The sequence below is a fragment of the Promicromonospora iranensis genome (genome assembly GCF_028994805.1).
GTDB lineage: Bacteria > Actinomycetota > Actinomycetes > Actinomycetales > Cellulomonadaceae > Promicromonospora > Promicromonospora iranensis.
Genome location: NZ_JAJQQP010000003.1, coordinates 90980 through 109354, shown reverse-complemented (window position 1 = coordinate 109354; position 18375 = coordinate 90980). Strand labels below are relative to the sequence as shown.

General features: G+C 69.3%; 17 protein-coding genes and 3 tRNA genes. 6 read left to right on the top strand and 14 right to left on the bottom strand.

The genetic code is table 11. The features are described 5' to 3' along the window. Positions 1-107: 107 nt before the first annotated feature. Positions 108-638: a hypothetical protein gene (locus LUM46_RS05480; RefSeq protein WP_274992771.1), complete on the top strand. Its 531-nt coding sequence runs from the start codon at positions 108-110 to the stop codon at positions 636-638. A gap of 11 nt (positions 639-649) precedes the next feature. On the opposite strand, the gene LUM46_RS05475 is transcribed toward LUM46_RS05480, so the two are convergent. From LUM46_RS05475 to rnhA, 6 genes are all read right to left on the bottom strand, one after another. After that, the gene (locus tag LUM46_RS05475; protein ID WP_274992770.1) at positions 650-1039 is read right to left on the bottom strand and encodes a CPCC family cysteine-rich protein; all 390 of its coding nucleotides are present in this window, start codon (positions 1037-1039) and stop codon (positions 650-652) included. Continuing rightward, the gene (locus tag LUM46_RS05470) at positions 1036-1377 is read right to left on the bottom strand and encodes a hypothetical protein (RefSeq protein WP_274992769.1); all 342 of its coding nucleotides are present in this window, start codon (positions 1375-1377) and stop codon (positions 1036-1038) included. The genes LUM46_RS05475 and LUM46_RS05470 overlap by 4 nt, the downstream gene beginning before the upstream one ends. 282 nt (positions 1378-1659) lie before the next feature. Further along, entirely contained in the window at positions 1660-2175 is a 516-nt protein-coding gene (locus tag LUM46_RS05465; protein WP_274992768.1) for a hypothetical protein, read from the bottom strand. Positions 2176-2190: 15 nt separating this feature from the next. Then, positions 2191-3795, bottom strand: a complete 1605-nt coding sequence (locus tag LUM46_RS05460; protein ID WP_274992767.1) for a polymorphic toxin-type HINT domain-containing protein — start codon at positions 3793-3795, stop codon at positions 2191-2193. Positions 3796-4244: 449 nt separating this feature from the next. Next, positions 4245-5648 (bottom strand): dihydrolipoyl dehydrogenase, encoded by a 1404-nt coding sequence (gene lpdA / locus LUM46_RS05455; protein WP_274992766.1) that lies wholly within the window; start codon positions 5646-5648, stop codon positions 4245-4247. 111 nt (positions 5649-5759) lie between these two features. Next, complete coding sequence (gene rnhA, locus LUM46_RS05450) at positions 5760-6179, bottom strand: ribonuclease HI (RefSeq protein WP_274993076.1); 420 nt, start codon at positions 6177-6179, stop codon at positions 5760-5762. A gap of 180 nt (positions 6180-6359) precedes the next feature. Here rnhA and LUM46_RS05445 point away from each other — a divergent pair, with 180 nt between their 5' ends. Both LUM46_RS05445 and LUM46_RS05440 read left to right on the top strand, forming a co-directional pair. Further along, the gene (locus LUM46_RS05445) at positions 6360-7238 is read left to right on the top strand and encodes an LLM class flavin-dependent oxidoreductase (protein ID WP_274992765.1); all 879 of its coding nucleotides are present in this window, start codon (positions 6360-6362) and stop codon (positions 7236-7238) included. Positions 7239-7351: 113 nt separating this feature from the next. Beyond that, positions 7352-9544 carry an acyltransferase family protein gene (locus LUM46_RS05440; RefSeq protein WP_274992764.1) on the top strand — a complete coding sequence of 731 codons (2193 nt, stop codon included), beginning with the start codon at positions 7352-7354 and terminating at the stop codon, positions 9542-9544. Between the two features lie 160 nt (positions 9545-9704). Here the strand turns inward: LUM46_RS05440 and leuD are convergent, their stop codons facing one another. Together leuD and leuC are read right to left on the bottom strand one after the other, a co-directional pair. Then, positions 9705-10340, bottom strand: a complete 636-nt coding sequence (gene leuD, locus LUM46_RS05435; RefSeq protein WP_274992763.1) for a 3-isopropylmalate dehydratase small subunit — start codon at positions 10338-10340, stop codon at positions 9705-9707. Positions 10341-10354: 14 nt separating this feature from the next. Then, a complete protein-coding gene (gene leuC / locus LUM46_RS05430) occupies positions 10355-11908 on the bottom strand; it encodes a 3-isopropylmalate dehydratase large subunit (RefSeq protein WP_274992762.1) in 1554 nt (517 codons plus the stop codon). Between the two features lie 89 nt (positions 11909-11997). On the opposite strand from leuC, the gene LUM46_RS05425 reads away from it, so the two are divergent. The 3 genes from LUM46_RS05425 (at position 11998) to LUM46_RS05415 (ending at position 14179) form a co-directional block, all read left to right on the top strand. Continuing rightward, positions 11998-12717, top strand: coding sequence for an IclR family transcriptional regulator (locus LUM46_RS05425; protein WP_026365378.1), 720 nt, complete (start codon positions 11998-12000; stop codon positions 12715-12717). Positions 12718-12942: 225 nt separating this feature from the next. Further along, entirely contained in the window at positions 12943-13125 is a 183-nt protein-coding gene (locus LUM46_RS05420) for a hypothetical protein (protein WP_274992761.1), read from the top strand. Between the two features lie 127 nt (positions 13126-13252). Further along, complete coding sequence (locus LUM46_RS05415; RefSeq protein WP_274992760.1) at positions 13253-14179, top strand: PH domain-containing protein; 927 nt, start codon at positions 13253-13255, stop codon at positions 14177-14179. A 125-nt stretch (positions 14180-14304) separates the two neighbouring features. Here the strand turns inward: LUM46_RS05415 and LUM46_RS05410 are convergent. The 6 genes from LUM46_RS05410 to gltX all read right to left on the bottom strand — a co-directional run bounded on the left by LUM46_RS05410 (position 14305) and on the right by gltX (position 18371). After that, positions 14305-14377, bottom strand: a tRNA-Glu gene (locus tag LUM46_RS05410). A gap of 37 nt (positions 14378-14414) precedes the next feature. Continuing rightward, positions 14415-14487: transfer RNA gene (locus LUM46_RS05405), tRNA-Glu, on the bottom strand. 92 nt (positions 14488-14579) lie between these two features. After that, positions 14580-14651: transfer RNA gene (locus tag LUM46_RS05400), tRNA-Gln, on the bottom strand. 187 nt (positions 14652-14838) lie between these two features. Continuing rightward, positions 14839-15627, bottom strand: coding sequence for an HAD family hydrolase (locus LUM46_RS05395; RefSeq protein WP_274992759.1), 789 nt, complete (start codon positions 15625-15627; stop codon positions 14839-14841). Then, complete coding sequence (locus LUM46_RS05390; RefSeq protein WP_274992758.1) at positions 15624-16850, bottom strand: CPBP family intramembrane glutamic endopeptidase; 1227 nt, start codon at positions 16848-16850, stop codon at positions 15624-15626. Before LUM46_RS05390 ends, LUM46_RS05395 begins: the two co-directional genes overlap by 4 nt. A gap of 54 nt (positions 16851-16904) precedes the next feature. Continuing rightward, on the bottom strand, positions 16905-18371 hold the full coding sequence (gltX, locus tag LUM46_RS05385) for a glutamate--tRNA ligase (RefSeq protein WP_274992757.1): 1467 nt from the start codon (positions 18369-18371) through the stop codon (positions 16905-16907). Between the last annotated feature and the right edge of the window lie 4 nt (positions 18372-18375).

The following is an 18375-nucleotide window of genomic DNA, read 5'->3' as shown; positions in this document are numbered from 1 at the left end:
GCCGCCCGACACGACTCGTATGCTTCCACGACTGCGACGGCAAGATGGTTCATGCCCACCCAGACGGCTTCACCTCTCAGTACGGTGCTGTCGGAGACGCCAAACACGTGAGCACGACGAGCAGTTCCTGCGTTCCCGACACGCTCCCGGAGTTCCTTCGCGAGCGCGCGGTGAACGAGATGGACGAGACCTTGCTCAGGATGCAGAGGGCCGGCGATGAAGTGATGAATGGTGACGGCGTCGTCGAACTGACGACCAACAGCATGGAGGCCGCCGAGTTCACCCCGGGCGAGCACAGGTTCGATCCTGACAGGATCGCCACGGCTGCTGTGCGGCAGTGGCCGTTCGCCGCCGAAGATGTCGACATCACCGGTCCTGAACTGGCTGACCTGGCTCGGGTACTGACCAAACAGCTCCAGCTCAATGATGGCCAGCGCGTCCTCCTCGCGAACTTCCACGCCGACAACCAGGGCATCGGAATTGAGGGCGATGTCGAGCTCGCAGCCGAGTTCATCTCTCTCTTGACCCAGCACGCGACATTCCCCGATGGCGGGATCGTCGTCGTGCACTGGGCGGACGACGTCGTCTCCCTCCGACCGAACATGACGCCCGACGAGGTCCACGCACTGCGCGGTTAGCGCAAGCGCGCTCAGGAGTTCTCGTCGACCGGCTCACGGCGCCAGAACGTGGGACGCCACCAGTACAGGGTGGTGCGGTCCCTCGGCCACGGACGCTCGATGACCTCTCTGGGCTCGAATGAGTCGATCGTCAGATCGATCACGCGCCAGTCCGCATCGAGCGGTTCGTCGTCGGTCGGCTCGTGCACCAAACGGGTGAACCGGGGCTCCATCGCGCCGAGCTCCGCGTAAAGCTGCTGCGCTCCGATCAGAGACGGGCCGTTCGCCCCGCCCGTCCAGTCGGGCCAGCGCAGCTGGATGGGGTCGTCCTCCCAGAAGCAGATCCCGCAGATCGCGTACGACCCCGGCGGTTCGTCGAACACCAGGTGCCCACAGCAAGAGCAGGGAAACCGGGCACTCATCGGTACTCCGCGACGACGTCGATAGTTCCGACGATGTTCGCGTTGAGCCCGTCGAGGTCCTCGGCCGGAATCCAGTACTCCAGGATCGTCGACCCGCCGACCTGCTGGACCTCGTACCGGTCCAGGAACTCCTTGCGCACCTCGAACCGCGTCACGAACCCGGCGCCGGAGTGCTTGACATTCCAGTCCCGGGCGATCTGCGTCGCGTAGTCCTCGTTCAGCACCGGGTAGAAGATCGGCTGGTCGCTCAGGCGGGGAGGCCACGCCTGCCGCCCCGAGGCCTCGACCAGGGCCAGCTCCTTCGGGCCCGTCGGCCGCCACAACGTCACCGTCTCCATGTCGCGCATCCTTTCAGGCTTCTGCGGCGGCAGTCATGATCATTGCGACCGCCAGGTGCGAGCCAGTCGGCGGACACGATGAGTTCGGCGTGCGGTGCGTGACCCAACCGGTTCAGGTGCGACACATCGCCGCCGTCAGGCCTGTCTGGTCCCGAAACGGTGCAGGCCGGCCTGCATTGACGGGCCCGGCCTGCACTCTGTTGCCGGGATCAGCCCGTGGCCACCAACTGCGGCTCCCTCTGAGCCGGCGGCTCGTCCTGGGGCGGTGTCGGGACCGGTCGGTCATCCGGCGTCGGTGACCGCAGCCTTCCGCTCCGATCGAACCGCTATGACACCCCTCGCGGAGTCCGCGAATTCTTCGATGTAGGGCGATTCGCCCGTGTGATCCGCACAGAAGGTCACGCTCCCCTCGATGACCGTCTCGTCGTACACCGCCGGCCCGATCGTGATGAAGGCGGTCACCGGAGGGGCCTCCTCTGGTAACGCCTCGAGCGCACTGCGAGCAAAATGCAGTGCTCGTTCTGCGAGGTTCCGTCCGGTGCTTCCAGATGGTGGCAGGTCGTCATCCGGGATCGCGCGACCATTTGCCGCCGCTTCAAGGCCGGTCAGGTCCCGGAACTGTGACTCGACGCCGTGGTACGACTCGTAGAACTTCTTCAGGAACCAGGCCCCATCGTCCTCGATCCACCCAGCGTCGACCGTCGCGCTATAAAGCAGTGGCAGCTCGACATCCAGTGGCGCACTCGGATCGCTGATCCCTGTGATCTCCGTCAAGACCCGGCTGGACTCGTATGTCATTTCGCGCATGCTGGATCAGTCCTCACCTAGATACTTCAAGCCCTTCGCCACGCCTTTTTCATAATCGGTCTTGTCGAGCTCCTTCTGGGTCGACTTGGGAACATCCTTGAACTCACCCTTCTCGAAGTCCCACTGGTACTTCGGCGCCTCGGAGGATTTCTTGCCGGGGATCTTCTCCTGGAGGTGCATCTGCCCGTCCCGGTTGGGCGGGTTCTCGACATCGATCCGGTACTTGTCGCTCTTGGTCTTCCACACGGTGACACTGCCGTCCGTCCTCGTCCCATTTTTGCCGATCAGCTTCGACGCCGCCTTGCCGTGATTGGCGCCGGTGTTGTGGACGAGAACGGGCTGATCGCCAGCCAACACGTAGTAGTTGTGGTGCGACTGGACGTGGAAGTTGTACACCACCACAGGCCCGCCGGCACCGGGTACAGCCTCCGGGTCCAGGTGCTCGACGACGACGTCGTCCAACGCGGCCGTGCCCGTCTCAGTGGCAAGCAGGTAACCCCGCTTCAGATCCTGGGCCTCGATCCAGCCCATCCCGTGGACCATGAACGGGTGCTCCGAGGTCGTGGAGATCCGCTCGCCATCGACCATCAGGTGGTACAGGGCTGCCGTCTCTCGAACGAACGTCTCCTCCACCAGACGCAACTCGTCCAGGCCTGTGGCCAGGTCGCGAGCCCAGACCTTGTCCCCAGCGCGGATGTCTTCGATCGGCTTGTCGCCATCCACGGTGCGAACGAGGGTCCCGGCCACGAAGCAGGCCCCGAACCCGAACTTGCACCACCCGTTCTTCATGCCCTGCTTGACCGCGGTCTTACTAATGCCCTTGGCCAGCCCGGTCGCGGCCTTGGCCGCAGCACCCAGGCCAACGAGGGAGAGCGCGGCACCGGCGATCGCGAGCCCGGCTTCGGCCCAGGACCGTTCACCCGTCGCGGCGAGGGTGATGTTCGCGACCGCGGAAACTATCGCTGCGACGGCGGCGATGACGATGAGCACTCCGGCGAGGGCGGTGCCGACGACCGGGATGAAGGCGACGATGATCGCCAGGATGCCCGCGATGGTGGAGATCATGTCCGCGATGTCCGCGATCGCGGCGACGAGCTTGGACCCCCAGTTGTCCCACCACCCGTCATTCAGGTCGTCGGAGGACGTGATCTCCTCGATGCGGTCGATCGCATGCTCCGCCGCGCGGTTCCGGTCCGAGACCGCGGAGTCGATGGTCGACTTCGCCGAGCTGATCACACCGGCGGCCTGGTCGGCCTCACCATCAGCCTGACGGGCCTTCTGCTCGTACTCCGCCTTCTCCGTCTCGTCCTTCGCACTGTCGGCAAGGTCCTGCCACCGGTCCTTCGACCCCGACGCGGCCTGGACCTGATCCTGCGCATCCCGCGCCTGGTCCAACGCGGTCAACGTCTCCGACTGGACACGCTCCAACGAGGAGGCGTACCCGACCAGGGCCTCACCCGCCGCGACGTACCGGCCGTGGGCCTTGCGGATCTCGCCGATGGTGTCTTCCTTGCGCTCCATCAACGCATCCACCGCCTGCGAGACGGTGCCCTCGACATCCAGGCGACCCATCGCACTCGCGGCGTTGTCGATCGACGACGCGACCTCCAAGTACTCCTGCCCACCCGAGAGCACCAGCACCGGGTCACCCGGCGTCGGATCCGAGTCCAACCCCACCGGCGACCAATCAGACGGCCTCATCAAGGACCCCTCCCCATGTGCCCGACATGCAAAATTTCTCCGCGACATGGCGAACGGTAGGCAATGAAGCGTCGGCCGGCAATGAAAGTTCCGCGACCTGGTCGCTCGAACTGCAACGGGCTCATCGCGCCATCCGTATGAGAACGACGTTGCTTACCGGTGAACGCGCACCGTCCGGCGCGAAGCTGTCTGTCTCGTATTCGTCGTCGCGCCCCGTGCCATAAGTGGCGGCGATCCCGGACCGTTCACGCCCATAGGTGTCCACGACACCCCAGGACGCGGAGAGGCCCGAACCCGCGGAATTCCGCGGATCCGGGCCTCTGACCAGGCCGACCACCCAAAGGCGGCCGAGCGACCAACTAGAAGTTGATCATGTGCCCAGCAATACCGTGCACCGTCTCCTGCACCGACTCCGACAGCGTCGGGTGGGTGTGCACGTTGCGCGCCACCTCGTCGGCCGTCAGGTCCCACTTCTGCGCGAGCGTCAGCTCGGGCAGCAGCTCGGAGACGTCCGGGCCGATCATGTGGGCGCCCAGGATCTCGTTGTACTTGGCGTCGGCGACGAGCTTGACGAAGCCCGTGGTGTCGCCGAGGCCGTGCGCCTTGCCGTTGGCCATCGTCGGGAAGGACGACACCTTGACGTCGTAGCCCTCGTCGCGAGCCTGCTGCTCGGTGAGGCCGAAGGACGCGACCTGCGGGGAGCAGAACGTGGCGCGCGGCATCATCCGGTAGTCGCCGAGCGGCTGCGTCTCGGCACCCGCGATGGTCTCGGACGCGACGACGCCCTGCGCCTCCGCGACGTGCGCCAGCATGAGCTTGGCGGTGACGTCACCGATGGCGTAGATGTGCGGCACGTTCGTGCGCATGTGCTCGTCGATGGCGATGGCACCGCGGTCGGTGAGCTCCACGCCCGTGTTCTCGAGGCCGAACCCGCTGACGTTGGGCGCGAAGCCGACGGCCATGAGGACCTTGTCGACCACGAGCTCGCCCGGCTTCTCGTCCTTGACGCCCTTGTAGGAGACGGTGACCGACGAGCCGTCGTCCTTGACGGTCTGGACGGCGGTCGAGGTCAGGAGCTTGATGCCGAGCTTCTTGTACTGCTTGGCGATCTCCTTGGAGACGTCGGCGTCCTCGTTCGGCAGCGCACGGTCGAGGAACTCGATGATCGTGACGTCCACGCCGTAGTTCTTCAGGACGTAGCCGAACTCCATGCCGATGGCGCCGGCGCCGACGATGGCGATCGACTTGGGCAGCTCACGCGTGAGGATCTGCTCCTCGTAGGTCACGACGTTCGAGGACAGCTCGACGCCGGGCAGCAGACGCACCTCGGAGCCGGTCGCGATGATGACGTTGTCGAAGGTCACGGTCTCGCTGCCGCCCTTGTTCAGGGCCACCTCGATGGTGTTCGCGTCGCGGAACGTACCGCGGCCGTCGAGCTCCGTGATCTTGTTCTTCTTCATCAGGAAGTGGACGCCCTTGACGCGGCCGCCGGCCACGTCGCGCGAGCGGTCGAACGCCTTGCCGAAGTCGAACGTGACGTCTCCGGTCATGCCGAAGAGGTCCTTCTGGTGGTTGAAGATGTGGGCCAGCTCAGCGTTGCGGAGCAGAGCCTTGGAAGGGATGCAGCCCACGTTGAGGCAGACACCACCCCAATACTTCTCCTCGATGATCGCAACGGACTTACCGAGCTGGGCAGCGCGGATCGCGGCGACGTAGCCGCCGGGGCCCGCACCGAGGAGTACGACGTCGTAGTGGGAAGCCATGGGACAAGGGTATTAGTGTGCGCGAATCGTGGTGACGTGACATCGGTCTCGTTACCGCCACAACTCCCGCAAGGAGGTCGGGCCGGGCCGAAACAGGCCCGTACGGCGCCCTCAGCGCACGCTGTCGACGCCCAGGTTCGCCAGGGCGTCCGCCCGCTCGTTGCCCGGGTCGCCTGCGTGGCCCTTCACCCAGACCCAGCTGACCTGGTGCTGGGCCACCTCGGCGTCGAGCTCCTGCCACAGGTCCACGTTCTTGACCGGCTGCTTGCTCGCGGTCTTCCAGCCGTTGCGCTTCCAGCCCTTGATCCAGGTCTTCATACCGTTCATCACGTACGACGAGTCGACGTGGATGATGACCGTGCTGGGACGCTTGAGCGCCCGTAGCGCCTCGACCACGGCCTTGAGCTCCATGCGGTTGTTCGTGGTGACCTTCTCACCGCCGAACAGCTCCTTCTCGTGCTCGCCGAAGCGCAGCAGCGCGCCCCATCCGCCCAGGCCTGGGTTCCCCTTGCAGGCGCCGTCGGTCCACATCTCCACAGTGCTCTGCAGGGCTGCGTCACTCTCGGTGCTGGTGGTCTCCACGGTGCTGGTGCTCTCGGTCGTGGTGCTCTCGACGGCGCTGGTCACCGCCTCACCCTAATGGTGTCAGTGGCTCGGCGTAGCGTGGTCAGCGATGTCGGACGAGCACCCTGCGCCACTCGGAGGAACGGTATGAAGTTCGGATTCATCAGCAGCTTCGGCACGATCGACCAGCACGTCGCTCTCGCCCGCGAGACCGAGGAGCACGGCTGGGACGGCTTCTTCACGTGGGACGCGATCAACCTGGACGGCGAGTGGGCCATGCCGGTCTACGACCCGTTCTCGGTTCTCGCCGCCGCTGCCGCCGTCACCGAGCGCATCACGCTCGGCGCGATGGTGTTCGCGATCCCTCGGCACCGCCCGTGGGAGCTCGCGCAGCGCGCGCTCACCGTGGATCGCCTGTCCGGCGGGCGCCTGGTGCTGCCCGTGGGCGTCGGCGTGACCGACGACCGTGGCTTCACCTCGGTCCCCGGCCAGGCCACGGGCCTGAAGGAGCGGGCAGCTCAGCTGGACGAGACCCTGGCCTGGCTCGAGCAGTCCTGGTCCGGGGAAGACTTCGAGTTCCACGGGGAACACATCAGCACCGGCCCGTTCCGCTTTCCCGAGCAGCCGGTGAACGGCCGGATCCCGGTGTGGCCGGTCGGTGTCTGGGACGCGGAGCGACCGCCCGCCAAGAACCTGCGCCGCACGCTGCGCTGGGACGGGATCGTCCCGCAGCTGCGTGGTACGGCGGACGACCTGACGACGGAGCAGATCACCGGGCTGGTCGACTGGCTCACGGCGCACCGGTCCGACGAGACCGGGACGAACGCCACGGACACAAGGGGCGACCGGCCGTTCGAGATCATCCTGCAGGGCAAGCTCTCGACGGACCCCGCCAAGGCCGCCGAGCAGGCACGCGCCATGGCTGACGCCGGCGTCACCTGGTGGATCGAGTCCTGGTGGGATCCCGCCAAGGACACCGCAGAATCCCTGCTGGAAAAGGTGCGCCAGGGGCCGCCGAGCCTGTAGCCGGTAGCATCTCCGTCCGCACCGCTTTCGCTTTCCGCTTCGGCCTCGCGCGTCACCCGTGATTCAGGTCGTGAACCAGACGGCGAGGCATCTGGCGCCGACGGAGAGACAACGTGACGGACGACCGCAAGACCGCCCTGCGGGCTGATATCCAGGCGTTGCGGGCGGTGGCCGTGCTGGCGGTCGTGCTGTTCCACCTGTGGCCGAACCGGTTGACCGGTGGGTATGTCGGTGTGGACGTGTTCTTCGTGATCTCGGGGTTCCTGATCACGTCGCACATCGTGCGGGACGTGGAGGCGGGCCGGTTCTCGGTGACCACTTTCTGGGCGCGGCGGATGCTGCGGTTGCTGCCGGCCTCGCTGCTGGTACTGGCGGTGACCGCGGTGGGTGTGTGGGTCCTTGCCCCCCTGCAGCACTGGGAGCAATGGTTCCGGGAGATCGCGGCGTCGGGGCTGTATGCGCAGAACTGGATCCTGGCCGGTGACGCGGTGGACTACCTGGCTGCGGAGAACGTGGCCTCTCCGGTCCAGCACTACTGGTCGCTGTCGGCCGAGGAGCAGTTCTACCTGGTCTGGCCGCTCCTGATCGGGCTGTCCCTCCTGGTCGGGCGGCTCGGCTCGGCGCCATGGACCCGTCTCAAGGCCGACGGCCGGCACATCGCGCCCGGCCGGGTCAGGGCAGGTCGGGCAGGCCGCCAGGCGTCGTGGCGACCCGTGGCGGCAGGAGTGCTCGCCCTGGTCGTCGTCGCGTCGCTGGTCACGTCCGTGGTCTGGACGGAGACCGATCAGGCGTATGCATACTTCATCACCCCCACGAGGGCGTGGGAGTTCGGGGCAGGGGCCCTCCTCTCCTTCGCACCGGCGCTGGGCCGGCGACCCACCGCACGCACACCCGCGGAGACGTCGCTCGACCTGTCGGCCGGGATGGTCGCCTGGGCCGGTCTCGCACTGATCGCGGTCTCCGCGATCGTGTTCACCAGCGCCACACCGTTCCCCGGTGCCTTCGCGGCCATACCCGTCCTCGGCACCGTCCTGGTGATCTGGGCCCAGGCCCCCGACCGGTTCACCACCCGCCTGGCAGGCCTGGCACCGGTCCAGTTCCTCGGCGACGTGTCCTACGCCGTCTACCTGTGGCACTGGCCCCTGATCGTCCTGGTCCCCTACGCCACCGGACACGACCTGCGCACGCTCGACAAGCTCGCGATCCTCGCCGCCACGATCCTGCTCGCCTGGGCTACCCGCCACTGGATCGAGCAACCCGTCCTGCGCCACCGGCACCGGTTCAAGCCCTGGGCCACCTTCACCGGCGCCGCGGTGGTCGGCGCCCTCGTCGTCGGCGCGGCGCTCATCGGCGTGCAGACCGCCAGGGAGCACGCGCAGACCGAGCTCGCGGCCGCCGCCGAGGCGACGGGCTCGGAGTGTTTCGGTGCCGCCGCCCGCCCGCCGCACGGCGCCGGCTGCACCAACCCGGACCTGGTGGGCACGGCCGTGCCCGCGCCAGAGGCGGCGGGCGACGACATGCCCGCGCCGTACTCGACGGGCGAGGACAAGTGCGCCGGGATCGCCCGTGAGGCCACCGAACCGCTGGCGTGCGAACGAGGCGATCGCGACAGCGACGTCCGGATTGCTCTGGTCGGGGACTCGCACGCCGCCCACTACTCGAGCGGTTTCGTCGAGGCCGCCGAGGCCAACGGCTGGGCGGTGGACATCTACATCAAGGCGGGCTGTCCCTTCTCCGACGTCATGCGGGTCCAGGACCAGATGCTCACCACGGCGTGCACCGGGTGGGTCGACCGGGCCGAGGAGCTGCTCCTCGACGGGGACTACGACCTCGCGGTCACCTCACAGGTGCGCGGCGTCGACTGGACGCCCCCGGACGGCGTGGCAGAGGGCACGACGCCGGAGGCCTACGCCGAGGACGGCCTGGTCTCGCTGTGGGCACGGCTCGCCGACAACGGCCTCCCGGTCGCCGCGATCGCCGACGTCCCCGAGCCGGACCCGGCGGTGATCGAGTGCCTGACCGCGCCCGACGTGGACCTCGCGGCAGACTGCCGAACGCCCCGGACCGATGCGACACGCACCTTTGACCCGCAGCTGAAGGCAGTCGAGCGCCTGAACCGGCAGGATGTCGCGCTGATCGACCTCACCGACGTCTACTGCGACGAGCGCGAGTGCTTCCCGGTGATCGGCGGCGTCACGGTCTACCGCGACGACGACCACCTGACCGACACCTTTGCCGGCACCCTTGCGCCCTACCTGGCGGACGCGATGGCTCGCCACATACGACAGGACGGCGCCACGAGGTAGACCGGCCCCTTCGCGGGAACGCTGAGCCCGTATCTGGCGAAAGCCATCGCACCTCTCCTGCGGCAGGCCGGAGCCTGAAAGCCCGTGGCGGTCGAGCCCGTCGAGAACGGCTCTCGACCGTCTCGACCGTCTCGACCGCCACGGGCCAGGGAGCAGTGCGTCAGACCGGGCGGGCCGCCTCGATCTCCACGGACGGCAGGTGCCGCGCCGGGAGGGTCTTCGGGCGCCACGACGCCCGGGTCTCCTCGAACGCGGTGATCTTCTCCTCCTGCTGCAGGGTGAGCCCGATGTCGTCGAGCCCCTCCATGAGGCGCCAGCGCGTGTAGTCGTCGATCTGGAACGGCACGGTGACGTCGTCGGCGGTCGCCGTCTTCGCCTCCAGGTCCACCGTGACCTCGGTACCGGGCTTGGTCTCGAGGATCTTCCAGAGGATCTCGATGTCCTCGGGCGAGACGATGCCGGTGACGAGGCCCTGCTTGCCCGAGTTGCCGCGGAAGATGTCCGCGAACCGGGAGGACAGCACCACCCGGAAGCCGTAGTCCTTGAGCGCCCAGACGGCGTGCTCTCGCGAGGAGCCGGTGCCGAAGTCCGGCCCGGCCACGAGCACGGACCCGGTGGAGTACGCCTCCTGGTTCAGCACGAACGACGGGTCGCCCCGCCAGGCGGCGAACAGCGCGTCCTCGAACCCGGTGCGCGTGACCCGCTTGAGGTACACGGCGGGGATGATCTGGTCGGTGTCCACGTTGCTGCGCCGCAGCGGGACGCCGACACCGGTGTGGGTGTGGATCTTCTCCATGGTCTGTGCTCCTCTCAGCGCAGCGCGGGCTGGCCGGCGGACCCGCCCGGGGCGGACCCGATCGCGACGGGAATGGGCAGGTCGACGACGGACTCGCCCAGCGGGGACGCGCCCACACCGTCGAGCGGCGTGCCGTCGAACGTGGTGATGTCGATCTCGTGCGGCAGGTCGAGGTCGGCGACGCTCGACAGGGTGCCCCGGATCGCCGTCGCGGCGGCGACCAGCGGCGAGACCAGGTGGGTCCGGCCGCCCTTGCCCTGCCGGCCCTCGAAGTTGCGGTTCGACGTCGACGCCGACCGCTCCCCCGGGGCGAGCTGGTCCGGGTTCATGCCCAGGCACATGGAGCACCCGGCGTTGCGCCACTCGGCGCCGAACTCCTTGAAGATCACGTCGAGGCCCTCGGCCTCGGCCTGCAGCCGCACCCGGGCCGAGGACGGCACCACCAGGACGCGCACGGAGCCGGCCTTCTTGCGGCCCTTGATCACCTTGGCGACGGACCGCAGATCCTCGATGCGCCCGTTGGTGCAGGAGCCGATGAACACCGTGTCCACGGGGATGTCGCGCAGCGGCGTGCCGGGCACCAGGCCCATGTACTCCAGGGCCTTCGCCGCGGTCTCGCGGTCGCCCTCGTCGGCGATGTCCGCCGGGACGGGCACGGACGCCGACAGCGGCAGACCCTGGCCCGGGTTGGTGCCCCAGGTGACGAAGGGCTCCAGGTCGGCGGCCTCGAGGACCACCTCGGCGTCGAACTCGGCGTCGTCGTCGGTGCGCAGGGTCTTCCAGTACTCGATCGCGGCGTCCCAGTCCTCGCCCTCCGGCGCGTGGGGACGGCCCTTGAGGTACTCGAAGGTGGTCTCGTCCGGCGCGATCATGCCCGCGCGGGCGCCCGCCTCGATCGACATGTTGCAGATGGTCATGCGGGCTTCCATGGACAGCGCCCGGATGGCCTCGCCGCGGTACTCGAGCACGTAGCCCTGCCCGCCGCCGGTGCCGATCTTGGCGATGATCGCCAGGATGATGTCCTTGGAGGTCGTGCCGGCAGGCAGCGTCCCGTTCACCGTGATCGCCATCGTCTTGAACGGCGCCAGCGGGAGCGTCTGGGTGGCGAGCACGTGCTCCACCTCGGACGTGCCGATACCGAACGCGAGAGCGCCGAACGCACCGTGCGTCGAGGTGTGCGAGTCGCCGCACACCACGGTGAGGCCGGGCATGGTCAGCCCCAGCTGCGGGCCGACCTGGTGCACGATGCCCTGGTCCGCGTCGCCGAGGCTGTGCAGCCGGACGCCGAACTCCCTGGCGTTGGCGCGCAGCGTCTCTATCTGTGTACGGCTCGTCACGTCGGCGATGGGCCGGTCGATGTCGAGCGTCGGGGTGTTGTGGTCCTCGGTAGCGATGGTGAGGTCAGGGCGCCGCACCTGCCGTCCGGCGAGGCGCAGGCCCTCGAACGCCTGCGGGCTCGTGACCTCGTGCACCAGGTGCAGGTCGATGTAGAGAAGATCAGGCGAGCCGCCTTCGCCTCGACGCACGAGGTGTGCTTCCCAGACCTTCTCCGCCAGCGTGCCGGCCATTGCGGTTCGCCTCCCTGTAACTACCTCTGTCAGAAACTACTTTGGTCCTCGACTTGCAATCTCACGTTCCGAGACGGCAATATCGCGGTATGGACGATACTAGCGGAGTCGGCGTCTTGGACAAGGCGGCATCCGTCCTCGGGGCACTCGAGGCCGGACCGGCCACCCTGGCGCAGCTCGTCTCCTCGACCGGTCTGGCTCGCCCGACGGCGCACCGCCTGGCCGTTGCACTCGAGCACCACCGCCTCGTGGCCCGGGACATGCAGGGCCGTTTTGTGCTGGGTCCGCGCCTCAACGAGCTGGCCACGGCCGCCGGTGAGGACCGCCTCCTGGCGGCTGCGAACCCCGTGCTCATCGCGTTGCGCGACCACACGGGCGAAAGCGCCCAACTTTACCGTAGGCAGGGCGATCACCGCGTGTGCGTCGCCGCCGCCGAGCGCCCGGTCGGCCTGCGCGACTCCATCCCCGTGGGGGCCACGCTCAGCATGAGCGCCGGCTCCGCGGCGCACGTCCTGCTCGCGTGGGAGGAGCCGGACCGGCTGCACCGCGGCCTGCGCGACGCGACCTTCACGGCCACGATCCTCTCCGGCGTCCGACGCCGGGGCTGGGCCCAGTCGGTCTCGGAACGCGAGCTCGGTGTGGCGTCGGTGTCGGCGCCGGTGCGCGGACCGTCGGGCCGCGTCGTGGCCGCCGTCAGCGTGTCCGGACCCGTGGAGCGCCTCTCCCGGCAGCCCGGCCGGCTGCACTCGGCGGCCGTGGTCGCCGCCGCGAACAAGCTCACCGAGGTGCTGCACCGGTCCGGCGAGTAGCCGGACCGGCTCCGTACCGAGCCCGGGCCGGGCGGGTGGCGAGCCCCGCCAGGCCCGGGCCGGACGGCGCGCGGGGTGCGCACGAGGTGTGCGCCCGGTGAGCGCTCCGTGAGTGTTGGCTCGCCACGCCGAGCCAGGTGATTCCCCAGGTCCCGGTCATATCAGTAGGCTCTTGCGAGACGTGTGCACACCAGGGGCGCACGCGCCAACGTCGTGAGGATTCAGATGCCGCCGAAGGTGAAGCTCGTCATCATCTGGCTGGTCGTGATCTTCCTGCTCTACTCGGTGATCAACGACCCCGAGCGCTCCGCCGACATCGTGCTGGCCCTCTGGGACGTCATCTGGGGCGCCATCGCGGCCATCGGCACGTTCTTCGAGGAGCTCTTCACCGGGTCCATCGGCCGCTGACCACGTAGGGTCGGCGGCGAGACTCGACCACCGGACCGGGCCGCCGGATCGAACCTGTCGGATCGATCCGCGGAACCCCCGGCCCGAGCCTCCGCACCACAACCGACCGCACCCCGGGGAGACCCGCATGAGCGCACCAGCGGACTTCATCGTCCCTCACCGCGCCCTGCAGCGGTACATCCTGGCGGACGAGAAGATCATCGTCGCCACGCACCGGCACTGGGGACTGCTCTGGGAGCCGATCCTCACCACGGCCGGTGCGTTCGTGCTGGCCCTGGCCCTGAATGTCGCCGTGGACCCGAACGTCCGGGACGACATGGGCTGGGTCTGGCTGCCGTTCCTCGTCCTGGGCGCGCGCCTGTTCTACAAGTGGCTGGAATGGCGGGCCCGCTGGTTCGTCATGACCGACCGCCGGCTGCTGCTGCTCGACGGCTTCCTCGTCCACCGGGTGGCGATGATGCCGTCGGAGAAGGTGACCGACCTCGGGTACGAGCGCACCCCCCTGGGCCAGCTGCTCGGCTACGGCACCTTCGTCTTCGAGACCGCGGGCCAGGACCAGGCCCTCGACCGGGTCACCTGGATACCTCGGCCCGATGCCCGGTACCGGCTCATCATCGCGTCGCTCTTCCACCCCGACGCTGCCGACGCCGAGGCCGCCGCCCAGGCTCACCCGGACATGCGGCCGCAGGCGATGCCGCCGGCGGACTCGTCCTCCGGTCCGCCGCCGCCCGCGCTCATGCCCCGGATCGGGCGCCGCAGCAACCCGCCGACGCAGCGCATCGAGCTCCCGGCCGGCCGTGGGGGCGGCGCGCCGGGCGGCACCGCCGACGAGAGCGACGCCGGGGAGGGCGGGGAGCCCACCGGACCCACCTGGTCGTCGACGGGTAGCGGGACGGCGCCCGCGACGTCGGGCAGCGCCGCCTCCCCCGGACGGACGAGCGACGGCCACCACCACGGCGAGCACGTGCCCGGCGGGGCCACCGCCATCCCGGGCCCGTCCGAGGTGCTGCCCGAGCCGTTCATCGAGGGCGGCAAGGACCCGAAGATCCGCTGAACCTGAGCCTCAGGCGGGCCTGAGGCGGGCCCGGAGCCGGCCGGAACCTGGCACAGAGCCTGCCCCAGCAGCCTGCCCCAGCAACGGCGAAAGGCCCGGTCCGCGTGGACCGGGCCTTCCTGCTGTACCCCCAGTGGGATTTGAACCCGCGCTACCGCCGTGAGAGGGCGGCGTCCTAGGCCGCTAGACGATGGGGGCCAGAACGGATCCGTCGGCCGAAGCCGATGGATCTGCGTACCCCCAGCGGGATTTGAACCCGCGTTACCGCCGTGAGAGGGCGGCGTCCTAGGCCGCTAGACGATGGGGGCCTGAACTACCGGTTTGAGGACCGGTTGCCGGTGAGAACCGTAGCGCACGATGTGACCGATTCGCATCGGCCACGTGTGCGCTGCGCTCTGCGCTGGGGTACCAGGACTCGAACCTAGACTAAGTGAACCAGAATCACTCGTGCTGCCAATTACACCATACCCCATGGGGGTAACAGCCTCCCGGATACACCTGTTTCCTCCAGGCTTTCCGTGGGGGCCCTACCGCTGGAGAACACTACCTGACCTCGGACGGTGGGCAAAACGCAATGAGCGTGCTGTGGGTCACGCCCGGCAATCCAGGCCTGTGAGGGGGCCGAAAAACCCGCCGGATCCGCTGGGACAGCAGGCTCGTCACCCCGTCTGGCTCCCGCCGTAGCCGAGGGCCGCAGGGAGCTCCGCCAGGGTCGTGATCACCAGCACGCCGGCCGCGCGCAGGGTGTCCGGGTCCTGCACGTCACGCAGGCCGCCGTCGGGCGCAGGAGAGCCCGCGTAGCCCGGACCCCGCCGGTGCCCCACCCGGTCCAGCCAGACGCCCGTCAGACGCGCCTGGTGGGCCGCCAGGGCGTCCACCGTGGGCTCGTCGCCCACGTACGCCGTGCGGGTCGGGTCGGTGCCCAGCAGGCGGGCGCCCTCGAGGAACACCCGGGGGTCGGGCTTGCCGAAGCCGAGCGTGTCGACACCGACCAGCACCGGCAGGTCGGCCAGCCCGGCGACCCGCAGCTTGTGCTCCTGCAGCCGGGTGGCCGCGTTCGTCACCACGCCCACCCGGAGGCCCGCCGCGACGACGGCGTCGACGGCGGCCCGGGCGTCGTCGTGCGCCGTCCACGACTTCTCGAAGGTGCCCCAGAACAGCGCGTCCCAGGCGACGAAGGACGACTCCGTGACGGGCGCGCCGCCGTACGTCTCGTGCAGCAGCGCCGCCCGGAGCCGGCGCTGCGTCACGTGGTCCATCTCGCCGCGCGTGTAGCGGCTGTAGTAGCCGCCGGGGTCCGTGCGCCAGTGCGACAGGATCTCCGGCTCGTGCTCGCGCGGGACGTGCGGCAGGTACTCGGCCCGCACGGCCGCGAGCGCCGCCGCGAAGGCGCCCTTGGTGTCGACGAGGGTGTCGTCGACGTCGAAAAGGATGCCGTCCGTCGTCATGTGGTCTCTCCGTTCGCCGGGCCGTCTTCCGCCGCCCCGGGTGCACTCTGACGGGGTGCTACAGGGCTGGGCGTAACCGGACCGGGCGCCACAGGGCCGGGCGCCGCGTAGGCAGGCGCCATGGCGGCGGGGGCTACGGGCCCGGACCGCATCGGCTCGGGCAGCACGGGGTCGGTCACCACCAGGTCCGGATCGTGCCGCCGGGCCCACCACAGCAGCACCGCTCCGGTGAGGATCGTGATGGCGATGCTCACCGCTCCGTCGAGGGGTGGCACCTCGGTGATCAGGAGCGATTCCGCCAGCTCGTCGTAGGCGATGGCGAGGCCGAACGCCAGCAGGTTGTTCGCCGCGTGCATCGCGACGGCGATCTCCAGCCCGCCGGTACGCCAGACGAGCAGGCTGGCGAGCAGGCCGAACACCAGCCGGTCGGCGAACAGCCACGGGCTCTGCGCGCCGTGCGCCAGCGCGAACAGGAGTCCCGTCACGACGGCGGGGACGGCGACGGCGAGCCACCGCCACCGCAACCAGCTGCCGATCCACTGCGACAGCCAGCCGCGGAAGAAGTACTCCTCGCCCGCGGCCTGCAGCGGCGTGGTCAACAGGATCACGATCGAGAGCGCGATCCAGCCGGATGCCGGGGTGAGCGGCCACAGACCGGTCTCGTCGGCGCTGGAACCGGCGCTGGAACCGGTGCCCGCGTCCTCGCCGCCGGCTGGGAAGCCGAGCTGCGTCAGGAGGATGTCCGTGCCCACGCTGAGCGTCACCAGGAGCAGCAGCGCGACGCCCAGACCGCCGAGCAGAAGGCGCCAGCGCACGCGCCCCAGCACCGACGACACCAGGCCCGCGCGGCCGGCCTGCGCCCAGGTCGCCAGCAGCGCGAGCGGGATGCCGAGAGCGAGCCCGAGGTTGGTGATGAGCATGCCCGCCGGCGAGACGAGGAAGGCGTCCGACGCCGGGTCCGGCAGCTCCGCGCCCATCGACTCCGCGATGACGAAGGCGAGCACGGACAGCAGCAGCGCCCCGGTCACCACGGCGAGGCCGGCGACGGTCACCCCCAGTCCCACCAGGGGGCGCCACCACCGGTGCTTCGGACCGCGCAGGGCCTGCGGGTACTCACGCGGGGCGGGAGTCGTCCCCGTCGAGGTCAGCCCTGGTGGGGCCGTCCCTGTCGGGGTCGGCGCTGTCGAGGTCGGTACGGCGGCAGGCGGCATGGCGTCGGTCACGCCCGCCACCGTACAGAACCCGGGCCGGCAGCTGGCCCCGCGGGGGCCCGCCCGTTACTCCGTCGCGGCGCTCGCCCGCTCGGCCAGCCGGGCCAGCGCGGCGTCGACCCGGGCGAGCGTCCGCTCGCGGCCGAGCACCTCGAGCGACTCGAACAGCGGGAGGCCGATCCGGCGCCCGGTCACGGCCACGCGGACCGGGGCCTGCGCCTTGCCCAGCTTCATGCCGTGCGTCTCCCCCACCGTCGTGACGGTGTCCTTGAGCGCCTCGGCCTCCCAGGCCGCGTCGGCGAGGGCGGCGCGGACGTCGGCGAGCAGCTCGGCGGCGCCGGCCTTCATCGCCTTGTTCCACGAGTCCTCGTCGATGATCGGGGCGTCGAGGAACAGGAAGTCGACGTTGCTCGTGATCTCGGACAGCAGGGCCACCCGGGAGTGGGCGAGCGGCGCGACGGCGTCGAACACCTTGCTGTCGAACTGCTCCTCGCTCCACGGGGCGCGGGGCGCGCGCAGCCAGGGGCCGCACGCCTCGGTGAACTCGGGCACGCTCAGGGCGCGGATGTACTCGCCGTTGAACGCGGTGAGCTTCTTGACGTCGAAGAACGCCGACGAGGAGTTGATGTCCTCGACCCGGAAGCGGCGCACCAGCTCGTCGAACGGGAGGATCTCCTCGTCGTTGCCGGGGGCCCAGCCGAGCAGCATCAGGTAGTTGACCATGGCCTCGGGCAGCACGCCCTCGGCGAGGTAGTCCTCCAGCGCCACCTTGTCGCGGCGCTTGGAGAGCTTCTGGCGCTTCTCGTTGACGATGACGGGCATGTGCGCCCACTGCGGCGGGGTGTGGCCGAGGGCCTCCCACAGCAGCTGCTGCTTGGGCGTGTTGGGCAGGTGCTCCTCGGCGCGCATGACGAGGGTGATGTTCTCGTCGATGTCGTCCACGACGTTGGCCAGGAGGAAGACCGGCGAGCCGTTGCCGCGCGCGATGACGAAGTCCTCGAGGTTCGTGTTCGGGAACGTGGGGTTGCCGCGGATCAGGTCGACCACCCGCGTCTCGCCGTCGTCGGGCGTGCGGAAGCGCAGCGCGCGACCCTCGGCGTACTCCAGGCCGCGGTCGCGGCAGAAGCCGTCGTAGCCGGTCTGCTGGTTGCCGGTGCGCGCCATGACCGCGTCGCGGGTGCAGTCGCAGTAGTACGCCTTGCCCTCGGCGAAGAGGCGCTGGGCGGCGTCCTTCTGGATGCCCGCGTTCTCGGACTGGAAGTACGGCCCCTCGAACGCCGGGTCGTCCTTGCGGATGCCGAGGGCCTCCATGGCCGACAGGATCCCGTCCACCCACTCGGGCTGGTTCCGGGAGGCGTCCGTGTCCTCGATGCGCAGCACGAACGTGCCGCCCTGCTGCTTCGCCACGGCCCAGTTGAACAGCGCGGAGCGGGCGCCACCCACGTGGAACATGCCGGTCGGGGACGGCGCGAAGCGGACGCGGACGGGCGCGTTCGCCGCCGGGTCGGTCGAGGTGTCGGTTGCTGAAGTCACGGAC